Below are 15,578 nucleotides of genomic sequence, written 5' to 3' on the forward strand. Positions count from 1 at the left end.
GAACTTGCTCTTTTTGGGGCATAAGCCTTACTGCTTTTAGAATTTTTGGTTTTGTTATTACATTCGTAATATATGAAAAATCTTTTCTCCTGTCAAGAAATTTTCTTTACGTCTATATTGAAAAGGACTCCAAGTAAAAACTTGGAGTCCAAATCTACAATTGAAATATTTGAAAAAAGAGAAATCCCTAAATTTTGCAATCGACCGTTTGCAAAAAGCTTGATTTTGTCGTCTATGGTTGTCAGTCGTTCACTTGAAAAGAACTGGAATGTATATTTACCTTTATGAAATTGTTTGAAAATAAAGTGGTCGTGGTGACGGGCGGGGCGCATGGAATTGGTGCTTCTATTGTGAGTGAATTTGAAAAAGAGGGCGCGAAGGTCGCGTATATTGACATTCGCGAGAATCCCTGCTTTGTCGGGGACCTTTCAAAGAAGGAAGTCCTCGAAAAATTTGCGCAGTTCGTTGTCGAAAAATACGGGCACGTGGATGTGCTGGTAAATAATGCACTCCCGCTGATGAAGGGTATTGACGAATGTAGTTACGAAGAATTCAGCTATGCGCTCGCTGTCGGCGTGACCGCTCCGTTCTACTTTGCAAAACTTTTCGCGCCGCATTTTGCAAAGGGCGCTAGCATTATAAATATCTCGTCGTCTCGCGACCGCATGAGTCAACCGCAAACTGAAAGCTATACGGCGGCAAAGGGCGGGATTGCAGCCCTCACGCATGCGCTTGCCGTGAGTTTCGCAGGCCGTGTGCGCGTGAACTCGATTTCGCCGGGTTGGATTGATACGGATTTCAAGGTCTACGAAGGTCCCGACGCCACTCAGCAGCCTGCGGGCCGCGTCGGCAATCCGCTTGACATCGCGAACATGGTGCTTTACCTTGCAAGTGACAAGGCCGGCTTCATCACCGGCGAAAACATCTGCATCGATGGCGGCATGACCCGCCAGATGATTTACCACAACGACTGCGGCTGGAAATTGGAAGGGTAAAGTCCCCTTTCAGGACAAGTGGGGTAGGAAAGGTTATATTTCAGTTGAATGACAGGCTGTCGAGGCGAAGGAGAATTTATGCGAAACGTCATTGCGAGGAGCCGTAAGGCGACGTGGCAATCTTTAGTTGTTTTTTTTGTTGCCCTTGATACTAGCGTTTTCGGCATGTGGCGACGACAATAGCAGCAGTGCAGCCCCGGACGGCGACGAACCGTATTCTTCCAGCATCACAGCGCAGTCGAGCAGTTCCTCGAAGGTCCCTGAGCCTGTCGAAGGGGCTAGTAGCAGTGTCGCAGAGTCTTCGTCTAGTGTCGAGGAATCGTCTTCTTCTGAAGTGACGTCGGAGTCGAGCAGCAGTTTTGCGGACAAGGTGAATTGTTCGGAACTTCTGGAAGGCGAAACGGGTTGGAGCTGGGACGTGCCGAAGGAGTGCCGCTTTAACCCTGATATTGATAACGGCACCATGACCGATAGCCGCGATGGCAAAACATACAAGACGGTGAAAATTGGCGACCAAGTATGGATGGCTGAGAACCTGAACTTTGATCCCGGTCGGGGCGGTTCGGGTGAGAACGAATATGAATGGTCTTGGTGTCATGACAATGAACCGGAAAATTGCGACGTAGTCGGTCGCCTTTATACCTGGGCTGCTGCCATGGATTCTGTGAAGTTGGTGAACGATGCGGACAACCCGCAGGACTGCGGCTATGGCAAGGAATGCGACCTCGCTTCAAGACCCGCGACCTTAGTTCAGGGTATTTGTGACAAGGGCTGGCATTTGCCCAGTCGGGTAGAATGGAACGCCTTGTTCGCGGCGGTGGGAGATGAATTGACTGCAGGCAAGGTTCTCAAGTCGCAGACGGATTGGTATAATAGAAACGGCGCGGATGCTTTCGGCTTTTCCGCGTTGCCTGCTGGCCGCAGAGGTAGTGATGTGAGTTACGATGAAGAGGGCTACAGCGTGTACTTTTGGAGTTCTACTGAAATCAGTAGCAACTACGCGTATCGCGTGTATTTGGAATACGACGCCGACGACGCGGCCCTGAGCTTCTTCTACAAGGACTACGGGTTCTCAGTTCGCTGCCTCAAGGACTAGCAGTGAGGCAAATGTAGCGCAGAAATGCTGGCTTTTCTGCATTGCCGAGCCGAGCAGCGAGGGACTCCGTAGGAGTCCCCTAAAAGGCGAATACGAATTGTAAATTTTTTTGGGCCCCCTTGCCACGGTTGTAAAATATAGGTACAATTACTGCATCCCCGAACGCATCTCGTCTAAGGAAAGGCGAGGTGCGTTCTTTTTTATCCTGAAATTTGGATTGAAGGGAACGCCTCTAACAATAAACCGGTCGCAAACTGCGACCACAAAACGGAGGCTATATGAATAACGACATCGAAAAATGCAAAGAGGATTTCCCGTTTAGGGTTATATCCGAAACACCAACTGGTGATGGCTTTGTTGATTGTGTTTGGGAAATGCCTGAGTGGGTTGTCGAAAAACTTGACAAATAATCAAAAACTGATTATATTCAACTATGTACAATGTAACTATAACCAAAAGAGCCCAAAGGAGTGCTGCGATTATGCCGAAGGCTGTACAAAATAAGCTTAAGGCACTCGTCCAGTCACTCAAGGTCTCCGGGCCGATTCAACCATTGTTTTGGCATTACTCCAAGCTCGGAGGCGACAGGTACCATTGTCATCTGGCCCTTAACTGGGTGGCATGCTGGACTTGTAAAGATGGCTCTATAGATATTGAGGTGTATTATGCTGGCAGTCGTGAAAAGGCCCCGTATTGAAATCAGGGCGAAGCATATCCCCGCTCCGCTTGTCAGGTTCTTGAAGGACACTTATAAACCGGAGAATGTAATCGTCAGTGATGAAGATGTTGCCGTTCCTTTTGAGGAGTCGGAATGGTTCAAGTCTCTGGAGACGACACCCGCAGAGATGATTGTCGCGAATAGGGATTTGCGCAACTGGTCACAAGTGACTCTGGCCGAGAAACTTGGAATTCAGGTGCAAAACCTGTGCGCTATGGAAAATGGACGCAGGGCTGTTTCCCGCAAGATGGCATTAAAACTCGGCAAAATTTTCGGAACGGATCCCGCAGCATTTTTTGTTTTCGGGAAGTAAGATTGTTTGTAAGGCGGTCGCAAGGCCGCCTTTTTGTCGTTTTAGGCGAAATAAATTACATTTGCTTAGAATTTATTATATCGGGTTATCGGAGGTTTTATGAAAAAGATTCTTCTGACGATGGGTTTGGTGGCGTTTGCCTTTGTCGGGTGCGACGACAGTTCGTCGGCATCTGCAGGGCAGGATGATGAAGCGGTTGTGGAATTGTCCTCTTCGAGCGGAGACAAGGCTGGTGAGCCTGCCGAAACAGCCGAAGTGACTTCGTCGAGTAGTGATAAGACAAAGTCTTCGTCGTTGAAAGAAGAAAAAGATGATAAAGAATCGTCAAGTTCGGTGAAGTCGAGTAGCTCATCATCCGTCATTCTGAGCGCAAGCGAAGAATCCAGTAGCAGTTTGGCGGAGTCCTCGTCTAGCGTCGCAGAGTCGAGCAGCTTCGTGCGTTCGTCATCCTCGGCGGAGCCTGCCCTGAGTTCAGCCGAAGGGACCGAGAATCTGTCGAGTAGTAGCTCTACTGATGTGCTGTCTAGCTCTAGCGAAACTGAGTCAAGTTCTAGTAGTCGTGAGGGCAAGGTAAATTGTACGGCACTTCTGGAAAACGAAACGGGTTGGAGCTGGGATGTGCCGAAGGAATGTCGTTTTAATCCAGATATTGACTACGGCACTATGACCGATGAACGTGATGGCAAGGTTTACAAAACCGTAAAGATTGGTAATCAGGTGTGGATGGCTGAAAACTTGAATTACTATGATGCCTTGGATTTAAGTGTGAAGAAAAAAAGTTGGTGCTTTGGAAAGAAGGATAATGGGGATAGCACAACCTGCGATGTGGCCGGTCGCCTTTACACTTGGGCTGCGGCAATTGACTCGGTGAAACTTGCGAATGATGCGGATAACCCGCAGGACTGCGGCTACGAAAAAAAATGCGGCCTGACCGGCGCGGTACGGGGAATTTGCCCTACGGGCTGGCACTTGCCTACGAAGGAGGAATTTGAAACATTATTTACAGCGGTCGGTGATAAATCTACAGTGGGCATGAAACTCAAGACCTCTAATGGCTGGTATAGAAGTGGTGGTGGCACGGATGACGTCGGCTTTTCCGCTTTGCCTGTTGGCCTGAATGACTACAGCTTCTTCGATGAAGGCGATCGAGCGTACTTCTGGAGTTCTACGGAGGACAATCGCTACTACTCGTGCAGCATGAGTTTGTCCTCCCTTAACAAGAGTGTGTATCTGGAGGGCGCCTACCACAAGAACACCGGGTTATCTGTTCGTTGTGTTAAGGGGGAGCCGAAGTCAAGTGAGGACTGGTCGTCGAGCTCTTTGAATGGCTTTGATTGGAGTTTACCGAAAGAGGCTTACTTGAATCCGAATATTAATTACGGCACTATGACCGATGAACGTGATGGCAAGGTTTATAGGACAGTAAAAATTGGCGACCAGATCTGGATGGCGGAGAACCTTGATTTTGATCCTGGTCAGGGTGGTTCGGATGAGGATAAATATGATTGGTCGTGGTGCTTCGATAATGATCCTAAGAAATGCGACGTGGCGGGTCGCCTATACACTTGGGCTGCTGCCATCGATTCGGTGAAGTTAGCGAACGATGCGAACGCCCCGCAGGTGTGCGGTTATGGCAGGAAATGTAACCTGCCTGCAAAGGTACAGGGTGTTTGCCCGCCGGATTGGCACCTGCCAACTCAAGCGGAGTGGGATACCCTGTTTTTGTCGGTGGGCATTCCTGTGGGCAAGGCTCTTAAATCGCAGAGTGGCTGGTTTGTTATCAATTCGGGTAACTTTTTTTTCAACGGGAATGGTACGGATGAGTTTGGTTTTTGCGCTTTGCCTGTCGGTTGGGGGGACCGTGAAGGATTCCACGATGCAAGCCACTTTGCGGAATTCTGGAGTTCTACGGAGGATACAGATCGTGACTGGGCGTATAATGCGCACGTGAAAAACTACGAAGACGAAGCGTACGTGGATTTGCCTACCCGCAAGGATGTGGGAACTTCTGTTCGTTGCTTAAAGGATAAATAAGCCGGGGCGTTGCGGGGCGGCGACTGAGCGCCCGCAGTAGGGGTGATGGAAGACCCGGCGTACCGGGGCTGCAATCAGGGGGAGGCTTCCCCCTCCAGTCCCGTTTTTTTACGTTTTCTAGTAACTAGTGGCTGGAAACTAGTAACTTTTTCCACTTTACTTTGCTATCTTTCCGCTTGGAACATTTTACTTAACAGAGGTTCAAAAAAATGAATTATTTCAACTCTATCCCTATGCGTCGCCAACTTGAAGAAATTGGCCACTGCCGTTTCATGGAACATTCTGAATTCAGCCGTGGTGTTGAAGCCCTCAAGGGTAAGAAGATTGTGTTCGTCGGTTGCGGTGCTCAGGGTCTCCATCAGGGTCTCGACCTTCGCGATAGCGGTTTGGATGTTTCCTACACGCTCCGCAAGGAAGCCATCGAACAGAAGCGCCAGTCTTGGAAGAACGCTACTGAAAACGGTTTCAAGGTCGGTACCTATGAAGAAATGATTCCGGATGCAGACCTCGTTTGCAACCTCACACCGGATAAGCAGCACCACAATGTGATCCCGGCTATCATGAAGCTCATGAAGAAGGGCGCAGCTCTTTCTTACAGCCATGGCTTCAACATCGTCGAAGAAGGCCAGGAAATCCGCAAGGACATCACCGTGATCATGGTCGCTCCGAAGGGACCTGGTTCCGAAGTTCGTTCTGAATACCTCCGTGGTTTCGGCATGCCGTGTCTTATCGCTGTTCACCCGGAAAACGACCCTGAAGGCAAGGGCTGGGACTATGCCAAGGCTTACGCTGCTGGTCTCCATGCTGACCGTCCGGGCGTTCTCGAAAGCTCTTTCGTCGCCGAAGTGAAGTCTGACCTCATGGGCGAACAGACCATCCTTTGCGGTATGCTCCAGACCGGTACGATCCTTTGCTACGACAAGATGGTGAAGGAATTCGGTATCGACAAGGCTTACGCTGTGAAGCTCCTCCAGTACGGCTGGGAAACGATTTCCGAAGCCCTCAAGCATGGTGGCATCACGAACATGATGGACCGTCTCTCCAACCCGGCTAAGATCCGCGCAACGGAACTTGCTGAAAAGATGAAGAAGATCATGAAGCCGCTTTACTGCGAACATCAGGACAACATCATCTCTGGCAAGTTCTCCAGCACGATGATGGTCGACTGGGAAGCTGGCGACAAGGACCTCCTCAAGTGGCGTGGTGAAACCGGCGAACTCGAATTCGAAAAGGTTGCCGCAACAGACAAGCAGATCACCGAACAGGAATACTTCGACCGTGGCGTTCTCATGACCGCTATGATCAAGGCCGGTGTGGAACTTGCATTCGAAACCATGTGCTCTGTGGGCATCAAGCCGATGAGCGCTTACTACGAATCCCTCCACGAAACTCCGCTCATTGCAAACCTCATCGCTCGCAAGAAGCTGTTCGAAATGAACCGCGTCATCAGCGATACTGCAGAATACGGCTGCTACCTGTTTGCTAACAAGTGCGTTCCTCTCCTCGCAGACTTCATGAAGAACGAAGTCAAGAAGGGCGACATTGGCGATATCTTCAACGAAGGCAATACCAACGCTGTCGATAACGAAGAACTCATCAAGGTGAACAAGAACATCCGTCAGCATCCGGTGGAAGAAGTCGGTGCATGGCTCCGCGAACGCATGTCTGGCATGACCCGCGTCGTCTAAGCTTCGTCTAGCGGCGTTCTCGACCCTCTCGCTGTACTACTTGTACAGCTTCGGGGTCTGCGGCCTTGCTATACTCGCTTATACTTGCGGGAAGAAAGTTGTCTAATCTTGATTATACGACTTTCGATAATCGTTCTGCTTGATTAAACTTGCGGGGCGATAAAACCGCAGTTCATAGCTTTGAACGTTTTAAAATCTCGTCAGGTAATCCCTGGCGGGATTTTTTTTTGTTTATGATGTTGGAATAATGCTTTTTTTAGGAATTGTGCATATAAAAGTGACTGCTTTGGTATATTTATATGCTTGTTTTTAAATATTGTAAATAAAATAATGCTTAAGATGCTGCTTTTTTGCGCTGCTGAGCATATAAAACTGGAAAAATGATGACTTTTATATGCTTTGTTTTTCTTGAAATTGTCTTTTGCAAAGATGTTTTCGGAACTTGATGCATATAAATTGAATGAAAATGTTTTTTTATATGCTCGTTCTTGTGATTTGCTGATAAAATAACGATTGAAATAGCCGTTTTTTTAGTGCCAGTGCATATAAAAATAGGCAGAAATTGTTTTTTATATGCATTGAAGGTTGGTTTTGAAGCTTTTTTAAGAGTAAAAAACGCTCGCGTTTGGCGAGCGTCTTATATGACGAAGTCAAGATTCGCGCATCTCGTTATAGGACCGCGCGCATCCTGTTATGAATTGCGCGCGCCTTGTTATGAATTGCGCGCGTCTTGTATTACAGGTGCGTCTTGCGTTGTATTATGCGTTCTTCGTTTTCTTGCTTTTCACGAAGAGGTATGCGCCGAAGGCGATGAGCAGAATTGCTGCAAGCAGGCTCACCTTGAGGCAGGCGTGGAATGGCTTACTGCGGTATTCCATGCGGACCTCGGACTTGCCCTTCGGGATTTCGACTGCGCGGAGGTTGCCGAATGCCTTGTAGACCTTGGCTTCCTTGCCGTTGACTGTCGCTTTCCAGTAGGGGTGGTAGTTGCCTGCGACGACCATAAAGCCTGCACGGTCGCTTTCGACCTGATACACTTGCGTGTCCATCTTCGGGCTTGCAACGAGCTTTGCCTTGCCCTGTGCGACTCCGCCTTCGCCCTTGTTTTGCGGTTCTTCGGAGAGGATGACTTTTTCGCGGTATTCAAAGCCGTTCTTGAGCGCGTCAATGGCTTTGGCATCATCCATCGTGGTGGATTCACCGTAGATGTAGGCTTCGCCCATGGCGGTTGTAATCGGCATGTAGCTTGTTCCGCGCTGCGTGTCGAAGATGATGGCGTTGATGTTCATCAAGTCAAGGAACGGGTGCGGTGCGCTTTGGTCGTTGATGTTCAAGAGATAGTTCGCATTGCCTTGACCGCCACGGAACTCGCGATAGCTTGAGAGCTCGTTGTCGTGGAAACCGTCTGCATTGCGCATGTGGTATTGCGGGAAGATGTTTCCGCTGAGAGCCTTGTTGCGGGAGAGCGAAAGCACGCGTGGTTGGTTGATGGAGTCTGCTTTGTATGGAGCCTTAAGTGCCGCAACAACGCCATTGTTTGGCTGCAGGTATTCATTGGCGGGAACGTTTTGGATAAATGCGCCATTGATGGTCAAAAGTTCGATGCCAGCGACAAGGGCGAGGATTCCGACCTTGGCGGGTGTGCTCCCTTTCCATTTGAACACGGCGATGCTTGCGCCAATCACAACGAGAATCAAGATGAAGCTCGGGAGAATCTTTGAGGCGGTGGCGTTCATCGCGACTTCGTTCAGCGGTTTGAAGTACGGGGCGGTCACTGGGTCGTTCAAGAGCTTTTGTCCGCTCATGAGGAAGAGCCCGATGATTGCAAATCCGATAACGACGGCTGCCTGGACGCTTCTAGAAGTTCCCGGAAGCTTGGACTTGAATGCATCGACAAAGTTCTTGACGTTAATTGCTTTGCCTTGATCATCGAGGCTCATCACACCGAGGCATGCTGCTGCGTAGGCGAGGCAGACGACAAATCCGAACGGGCTGATAAAGAGTGTCCAGTTGAAACGTGCAATCACGACGAGCAAAAGCAGAATGACGAACATCGCGGTTCCGTGCAACAGGGCGCGACGGTTCTTGGCGGCATCTTCGCTTTCATCAGAGATGGCCTTGAGTACGGGGCCTGCCATCATTACGAGCAAGAGCGGGAGCCAGAATAGTGCCATACCCGGAGCGCGGAAGTTCTTGACGCCCGGCAGAATATTGTACCAGAGCTTGAAGAGCGGGGAATGATCGCCCATGCCGTAGCTCAAAGCGACGACGGCTCCGAGTCCCCAGAAACTTGCCCAGCGGCGCTTGCCCGGGAGGAACAAGCAGAGGAATCCGAGGAACGTGAGGAGTGCGCCCGCATTGTTGTGGTCGAGCTTGAAGCTGTTGTGGCCCCAGTAGAACGGGCTGCCTTGACTGCCGGCTTCGGCCATCTTGCGGTATTCGTCCATGGTGATGTTGACCAAGGAACTGCTCTTCAAATCGTTTGTCTTTTCGTCCTGTTCGTAGACATCGACTCCGATGAATCCCGGAATGAGCATTTGCGCCATTTCTTCCTGATGGAAGGACCAGCTTACGGCGTGACCGTAATTGGTGTGTTCTCCTTCACCGCGAACGGACTGTGTTGTAGTGTAGAGGTAAGGCGGGATAATCTGGAAACAGCTGAGGGCAAGTCCAAAGGCGAGTGCTGCGGCTGCAAGCCCGACGCGTTTACCGCGTACAGCAAGCGTGTTGCAATGGAATGCGGCTTCGTAGAGCGTGTAAAGCCCTGCACCCCACAAGAAGAGATACGTGAGCTGCAAGTGGCTCCCTAGAATCATCCAGGTGACGCTCAGCGCAAAGACGATGAGGTAGGGGAGGCTTCCGTCGCGGACGATTTTACGGATGGCAAGGAGTGCCAACGGGGCAATCGCAAAGACCATCATCTTTCCATCGTGACCACCGTAAATGTAAGTGAAATATTCCGGCGAAAATGCGTAGAGGAATCCGAGGAGAGAACCCCACCACTTGTTGCCGGTCAAGTTCCAGGCGAGGAGCATCGCGCTCATGAAGGCAACCCACACGGTCAAGATGAACTTGAAACCGACGGCGCGTGCCGGATCCATGATGAACTGAGTCCACACGAGCGGATGGTAAGCGTCGGCAAAGAGTGCGTCAATCGTCGGGACACCGCCAAGGCGGCTATCGTCCCATTCCGTGAGGATGACGTCGAACGTGCGCAAAATGCGGCTGCCGATGCCGTTCAGCTGGTCGCTGTTGAGCATGAGTTGACTGGAATCGAATGCGAAATCGCGGAAGACGAACAGCAAAATCGCAAAGAAAACTGTGGCCATAGCCACAAAGAATGCAGGTTTCTTGTTGAGGAAATTCATGTCAGGAAATATAAAAATACCGCAGAGGAAGCCCACTACGGTTTGTTAAATTGTTTGCTTTTGAACGAATTTGCTGTCGAAGTTATTCGAGCGTGTTTTCGTCGGTCTTGGCGGTCTTGACGAGGCTGTAGATGCCGAATGCAGAAATGATGCACACTGCGGCAATGACGACGTACTTAATCAATTTTCCCATAAGGTTTCTCCTTGGCTTTTTTTATAAAGATATTTGTTTTTCGCAAAACGGTCAAGTGATTTTTAGAACTTTGAGCTTGGAACTTAGAACTTAGAACTTAGAACACTCTCTTCTCTCTAAAAGAAAAAAACTAAGTTCTAAGAGCGAAGCGGGCTAAGCTCTGCCAACTGCGCCCCCGGCGCTACTCTTTCGTGATAATCATGCAAATCACGGGGAGCTTTTTGTCGACTTCGTTTTCACTCGGGATGATTTCGCTTTCGACGACCTTGCAGTTGAGCTCCTTCACAAAGAATTCGAGCTGGCTACGTTCAAAACCAAGCCAAATGTGGCCGTGGGTCGTGCGGAATGATTCTTCCTTGTGCTGGGCGAGGTCCAAAAGCGCAAGCATTCCACCCGGTTTCAAGATGCGGGTCGCTTCCTTGAGGGCAAGGCGCGGGTCGGTTGCATGGTGGAGCACTTGGCTCATCAAGACGAGGTCTGCGTAGTTGGACGGAAGGCCCGTCTGCGTCATGTCGGCGACTTTCGGCATCACGTTTTCGATGCCCTTCTGGTGCAAAATCTGCTGGAATCCGCTGATGATTTTCGGGTCATAGTCGAGGGCCGTCACGTTCTTGCAGCGGCTGGCGAGCATCAGCGAGAGGTCTCCGCCTTCGCCGCAACCGATGTCCACGGCGTTTTCAAATGGCACCATGAGCTTGCTGAACAGGCTGATTTGCGCCTTGAGGCTACCGCCGGCCTGGTCGAGCTTGTGGATTTGTCCCTTGGTCTTGTCGGTGCGTTCTTCGAGCGCTTGTGCGGCGCGGCACTTGAGAATATCCTTGTCCTGCAGTTCGTCGTAGGCTTCGCGGATAATCTGCAATAGGCGGCTGCTCATGTAAAGTTCTTCACTCAGGCGGTAATAAGCCTTGATGCCGTCGCGGCGGTCTTTCACGAGCCCGCATTGCGAAAGCTTTGCCAAGTGGCGGCTTGCATTACTCTGGTGGATGTCTAGAATGTCCTTGATTTCGTTGACTGTAAATTCGGACTGGTCCAGGAGGAGCAATATCTTGAGGCGCATTTCGTCGGAAATGGCTCCAAAAAGTTCCATGTTCGGGATAATCGGTTCTCGGTTCTGGTTTAAATTCGAATTTGTCACGTGGTCCGCCAATACTTTTTTATGTTTGTCTTTGTGAATATAAATTTTTAATGGACTTTTGATGTTTTCTGGGCGATTTAAAAGCTTGTTTCAAGCGCTTTTTGCGGTGTTGTGTTTGGCTACGCTTGTCTTTTGTGCACCCGTCGCATCTGAAATCGCGTCCGGCACATCACGGAACATGTCCAGCGCACTCCCCGTAGAAAATCCAGTACCTCGTCATTACGAAGTTTCTGTCCGCTTAGATGTTCCGCTTTCGCTTGGAATCGTCATGACCTCGGTGCTGGGCGTTTATCAGTATTACGGAATGTCTCGCATCTCTTCGAGCGACTTGAAACCGAAATCAGAACTGTTGCCTTGGGACCGCCCGTTTGCTGGGCATTACAGCGGGTGGGCTATGACCGTGAGCCATTATTCGGGAGCCTTGGCTGTCGCACCATTGGTGTTGGCAGGGTACTCTTGGTACAAGGGCGATGCCGATGGTCATGACTTTGGTACCTTTACGTTCATGTTTGTGGAAGCGATTGCTTTGCAGAACGCCTTGAATCAGTTGGTGCGTTCTACGCAGTTGTGGCCGCGCCCGTTCATTTACGCCGAACGCGGCGAAGGCCGTAAAAAAGCGGAGTCTGCACGTGGGGAAGCTTATGGCTCGTTTTATTCTGGGCATGCTTCGGCTGCGTTTACGGTGGCGGTGTTTACGGGCGAATGGTTCTCTGAAATTTACCCGAACTCCCAGTACAAAAATCTTGTCTGGGCTTCGTCATTGACGCTAGCCGCGGCAGTTGGAGCCTTGCGAGTGGTTGCGGGTAAACATTATCCTACTGATGTTGTAGTTGGATCGCTTGTGGGGACAGGCGTGAGCTTGGGTGTCCTCAAATTGCATGAGATTTGTAAAAAGAATATTTCTTTTTGGGCGATTCCGGGCAATATTGGCGCAATTTTTTATTTTTGACATTTTTTTATAGCATTTTTTGTGAAAAAGCGTATATATATTGTGTAGGCTTACTTCGTAAGTCGACTATGTTTGTGAGGTTTATTGATGTTGGATGAGGTGTGGCGTCACTTGTGCGCCGTTGCTATTTTGACCGTGTCTGTGGTCAGCCATAATTACGCAGCAGAGTTTAAGGATTATAGGGATGGGCGTGTTTACCGCGGAATTCCCTCGGGCTCTCTAAACTGGTTTAAGCAAAGTCTCAAGTACAGCAAGACCGCGTTCTTTACGGACGAAGAGGGAAATCCCTATTACCGTAGCGACAGCTGGAAGGCTTCGTGCCCGGAGGGTACGCAACTCCCGGATGAAACTGATTGGGATGAACTCGTTGAAGATAAGTTTAGTGGCCCTGATAAAATCCAGAGCATGGGCGACTTTGTTGGACATTCGTCGCGAGGCTTTTACAAGTTTGAATTTGATGAAGTCGTGAATGCTCGTAAGGGCTTTGTTTACTTTGCCGTTCGTGGTCCTGCGAATCATGCGATAAGGTTTGAAACCAAACGCGGAATCACAAAGTATGTCGATATCGAAGATGCGGATGCCGTTCAAATCCGTTGCGTCTTTCCTCGAGACCAGTTTGCCGAAAAGAATATCTCCTCAAAGGATATGATTTTTACAGATAAACGCGATAACAAAAAATACAAGGTCGGCGTTCGCGGTGGCAAAATCTGGATGATGAAAAATCTGGCGTTTAGTGTGACTTCTGAAAAACAGTGCTATGTAGACGATAAATCTTTCTGTGAAAAATTCGGGCGCTACTACACCTATGATGATGCTCTCAAGGCTTGTCCAAAAGGTTGGCATTTGCCGGATGACGGCGAATGGCGCGATTTCCAGAAAGATCGTGCAACGCTGGATTGGGACAATCTTGGGCAGGGCGGTTGCCAGGATTGGGACAATTTCTGCGATGGCATGAATTCCGGGCATTACTGGTCCAGAAGTTCCATCCAGCCCAATACAGCGCGCTCCTGGGAATTCAATCGTCAAGACAAGGATATTGAACGTACGGATGTAAGTGTTTACAAAGGGCTTTATGTTCGCTGTGTTGCGGATTGATGCTTTGGCAACTCGTCGTCCTGAACGGCGAACACCGTGGTAAACTATTAATCGCTAATTGCAAAAAATGCGTACAGTATAGAAAATACGGTTGCAGAGACAAAGCTCCCCGAGAGGTAAACGAAAAGCCCGAAAACGATTACCGTCAGTGAAAGAAGAATTATTTTACTCAGGCTTAATGGAAAATGAATATTGAACATGTGTGACCTTTAATGTTTATCTTTAACTGATTATAAAATAGATAAAGATAATGTCATTAAATGTCACTACGTGGATTAAAGTTCGTCTTCGCTTTCGGACACGTCTCCGAAGTGGCTTCCGTACTCATCAAAGTTGATTTCTTCGGCAATGTCGTCGTTATCGATGTCGTCGTTGTCAAGCCCAAGTCCAAGTCGTGCGCAAATGCGGTCAAGGAGGATAAGGTCCACATCTTCGGGGTCGCCACCCTCACGCTCGTAGGCTTCGATGATGAGTTCCTGTTCATCGACTTTATATTTATCGACTGCTTCAGTGATTTTCATTTTTTCTCCTTTGCGGGTAATTGGTATTATCCGCATCTCTGATAGTAATATCACCAATCTATGCCATAAAGTCAATGGTTTTTACTAAATTTTTCGCTATGAACAAGAAATTGTCTTTTATCGCGCTTGCGTTGTTGGTTGGAATGTCTCAAACTTGGGCTGTGGACCCCCGTATTGAACAGGGTGCCCGCTTTGAGGCCAAGGGTCAGTATGATAAAGCTCTTGGTGAATACCGTGCCATGTTGGCTGAAAATAAAAAGAATACCGAAGCTTATATGGCGGCAGGCAAGGTTCGCATGAAGATGAAGGACTATAAGGGGGCTGTGGCGAACTTCCGCCTCGCTTATGGTTATGACCCGAGTTTGACTGATGCATACGAAGGGGCCGCTAAGGCTTACGAGGCTATGGGCCAGCAGGCAAAGGCTGACGCTGAGCGCGCTAAGATGAAAGGTGGCAAGGTTGCTTCTGCAGCACCCGCCCCCGCAACGGCTCCGAAGGCGGAACCGGCAAAGCCCGCTGCTCCTGCAAAGGTCGAAACCCCGAAGGCTACACAACCGGCGCCTGCAACGGCTGTCGCCTCTGAAGATCCGTTTGAAAAGGGCAAGGCTTTGCTTGCCGAAGGCCGCTATGCTGAAGCCGCTCCGCTTTGGAGAGTTGTTCTTTCAAAGAAACCTGGCGATGCCGGTGCGTACTTCTATGCGGGCTTAACCCGTTATGAATTGGGAGAATACGACAAGGCCGAGTTCAACTTGAAGAAGGGACTTTCGTACAAGGAACGCGGTAACGACGCTAATTTCTATTTGGCAAAAATCAACCAGAAGAGCAAGCGCACCGAGCAAGAAAAGAAGTACCTCGCCGCTTACTTGAAGAAAGCTGCTCCGGATGCCAAGTTCCGCAAGGCTGCTGAAGACCGCCTGGCCGAAATCAACGCTGTCGCGAGTGCTGCTGCCGAAGAAAAGGCTATGCAAGAAGCCGAAGCTAAAGCTTTGAAGGATGCGAAGAAGAGCGGGAACGACAAGTCGAAGTCTGCTGAACCATCTGTTGTTCCGCAGAGGGAAGACGTTGCTCCGACCGCTTCGAATTCCATTGCCAATGCCAATGCGCTTTATGCAGACGGCTATCACGAAGCCGCTCTCCAGATGTACAAGGCTTTGCTTGAAAACGAAATCACTCCGGATGAACGTTATTTTGCGATGCTCCAGATGGGCAACATCTACCGTGAAATGCGCGACTTCCACAGTGCTGTAACGCGCTATCGTGACGTTGTCCGTGAATTCCCGGATTCTGACTGGGCTACTGAAGCCGAACGCGCTCTCGAAGATGCCGTGTGGCTTGAAAAGCACGCGAGCGAACTCCCGCGAAATAAGCGCTAATTGGCCATTAGTCAATGGTCTTTAGTTATTAGTTACAACTGAAAGATTTCGTATAAAATTATGCCGGGCTTGCCCCGGCTTCATTGTTTTTAAGATGTCA

Annotated in this window: 12 protein-coding genes; 9 read left to right on the forward strand and 3 right to left on the reverse strand. The window is 49.6% G+C overall.

The features are described from left to right. Positions 1-284: 284 nt before the first annotated feature. The 6 genes from B3A20_RS08640 to ilvC all read left to right on the forward strand — a co-directional run bounded on the left by B3A20_RS08640 (position 285) and on the right by ilvC (position 6,844). Positions 285-995, forward strand: coding sequence for an SDR family NAD(P)-dependent oxidoreductase (locus B3A20_RS08640; RefSeq protein WP_290763611.1), 711 nt, complete (start codon positions 285-287; stop codon positions 993-995). Positions 996-1,140: 145 nt separating this feature from the next. Then, the gene (locus B3A20_RS08645) at positions 1,141-2,091 is read left to right on the forward strand and encodes a fibrobacter succinogenes major paralogous domain-containing protein (RefSeq protein ID WP_290763612.1); all 951 of its coding nucleotides are present in this window, start codon (positions 1,141-1,143) and stop codon (positions 2,089-2,091) included. Between the two features lie 278 nt (positions 2,092-2,369). Next, the gene (locus B3A20_RS08650; RefSeq protein ID WP_290763614.1) at positions 2,370-2,501 is read left to right on the forward strand and encodes a hypothetical protein; all 132 of its coding nucleotides are present in this window, start codon (positions 2,370-2,372) and stop codon (positions 2,499-2,501) included. A gap of 255 nt (positions 2,502-2,756) precedes the next feature. After that, positions 2,757-3,122: a helix-turn-helix transcriptional regulator gene (locus B3A20_RS08655; RefSeq protein WP_290763616.1), complete on the forward strand. Its 366-nt coding sequence runs from the start codon at positions 2,757-2,759 to the stop codon at positions 3,120-3,122. 99 nt (positions 3,123-3,221) lie between these two features. Continuing rightward, positions 3,222-5,156: an FISUMP domain-containing protein gene (locus B3A20_RS08660; RefSeq protein ID WP_290763618.1), complete on the forward strand. Its 1,935-nt coding sequence runs from the start codon at positions 3,222-3,224 to the stop codon at positions 5,154-5,156. A gap of 209 nt (positions 5,157-5,365) precedes the next feature. Beyond that, positions 5,366-6,844, forward strand: coding sequence for a ketol-acid reductoisomerase (ilvC, locus tag B3A20_RS08665; protein WP_290763620.1), 1,479 nt, complete (start codon positions 5,366-5,368; stop codon positions 6,842-6,844). 758 nt (positions 6,845-7,602) lie between these two features. Here ilvC and B3A20_RS08670 read toward each other — a convergent pair. Both B3A20_RS08670 and B3A20_RS08675 read right to left on the reverse strand, forming a co-directional pair. Continuing rightward, positions 7,603-10,212: a YfhO family protein gene (locus B3A20_RS08670; protein WP_290763622.1), complete on the reverse strand. Its 2,610-nt coding sequence runs from the start codon at positions 10,210-10,212 to the stop codon at positions 7,603-7,605. Between the two features lie 374 nt (positions 10,213-10,586). Next, on the reverse strand, positions 10,587-11,540 hold the full coding sequence (locus B3A20_RS08675; protein ID WP_290763625.1) for an ArsR/SmtB family transcription factor: 954 nt from the start codon (positions 11,538-11,540) through the stop codon (positions 10,587-10,589). Between the two features lie 178 nt (positions 11,541-11,718). Here B3A20_RS08675 and B3A20_RS08680 point away from each other — a divergent pair, with 178 nt between their 5' ends. Both B3A20_RS08680 and B3A20_RS08685 read left to right on the forward strand, forming a co-directional pair. Then, a complete protein-coding gene (locus B3A20_RS08680; protein WP_290763627.1) occupies positions 11,719-12,489 on the forward strand; it encodes a phosphatase PAP2 family protein in 771 nt (256 codons plus the stop codon). An 87-nt stretch (positions 12,490-12,576) separates the two neighbouring features. Then, the gene (locus B3A20_RS08685) at positions 12,577-13,584 is read left to right on the forward strand and encodes an FISUMP domain-containing protein (protein WP_290763630.1); all 1,008 of its coding nucleotides are present in this window, start codon (positions 12,577-12,579) and stop codon (positions 13,582-13,584) included. 275 nt (positions 13,585-13,859) lie between these two features. Here the strand turns inward: B3A20_RS08685 and B3A20_RS08690 are convergent, their stop codons facing one another. After that, complete coding sequence (locus B3A20_RS08690) at positions 13,860-14,105, reverse strand: hypothetical protein (protein WP_290763633.1); 246 nt, start codon at positions 14,103-14,105, stop codon at positions 13,860-13,862. Between the two features lie 98 nt (positions 14,106-14,203). Here B3A20_RS08690 and B3A20_RS08695 point away from each other — a divergent pair, with 98 nt between their 5' ends. After that, a complete protein-coding gene (locus B3A20_RS08695) occupies positions 14,204-15,478 on the forward strand; it encodes a tetratricopeptide repeat protein (protein WP_290763635.1) in 1,275 nt (424 codons plus the stop codon). Positions 15,479-15,578 lie beyond the last annotated feature (100 nt).

It is taken from the genome of Fibrobacter sp. UBA4297 (assembly GCF_002394865.1).
GTDB lineage: Bacteria > Fibrobacterota > Fibrobacteria > Fibrobacterales > Fibrobacteraceae > Fibrobacter.

Coding starts and splice junctions, on each gene's coding strand:
- B3A20_RS08655 (WP_290763616.1), top strand. CDS start 2,757: ATGCTGGCAGTCGTGAAAAGGCCCCGTATTGAAATCAGGGCGAAGCAT.
- B3A20_RS08685 (WP_290763630.1), top strand. CDS start 12,577: ATGTTGGATGAGGTGTGGCGTCACTTGTGCGCCGTTGCTATTTTGACC.
- B3A20_RS08650 (WP_290763614.1), top strand. CDS start 2,370: ATGAATAACGACATCGAAAAATGCAAAGAGGATTTCCCGTTTAGGGTT.
- ilvC (WP_290763620.1), top strand. CDS start 5,366: ATGAATTATTTCAACTCTATCCCTATGCGTCGCCAACTTGAAGAAATT.
- B3A20_RS08660 (WP_290763618.1), top strand. CDS start 3,222: ATGAAAAAGATTCTTCTGACGATGGGTTTGGTGGCGTTTGCCTTTGTC.
- B3A20_RS08690 (WP_290763633.1), bottom strand. CDS start 14,105: ATGAAAATCACTGAAGCAGTCGATAAATATAAAGTCGATGAACAGGAA.
- B3A20_RS08640 (WP_290763611.1), top strand. CDS start 285: ATGAAATTGTTTGAAAATAAAGTGGTCGTGGTGACGGGCGGGGCGCAT.
- B3A20_RS08670 (WP_290763622.1), bottom strand. CDS start 10,212: ATGAATTTCCTCAACAAGAAACCTGCATTCTTTGTGGCTATGGCCACA.
- B3A20_RS08680 (WP_290763627.1), top strand. CDS start 11,719: ATGTCCAGCGCACTCCCCGTAGAAAATCCAGTACCTCGTCATTACGAA.
- B3A20_RS08695 (WP_290763635.1), top strand. CDS start 14,204: ATGAACAAGAAATTGTCTTTTATCGCGCTTGCGTTGTTGGTTGGAATG.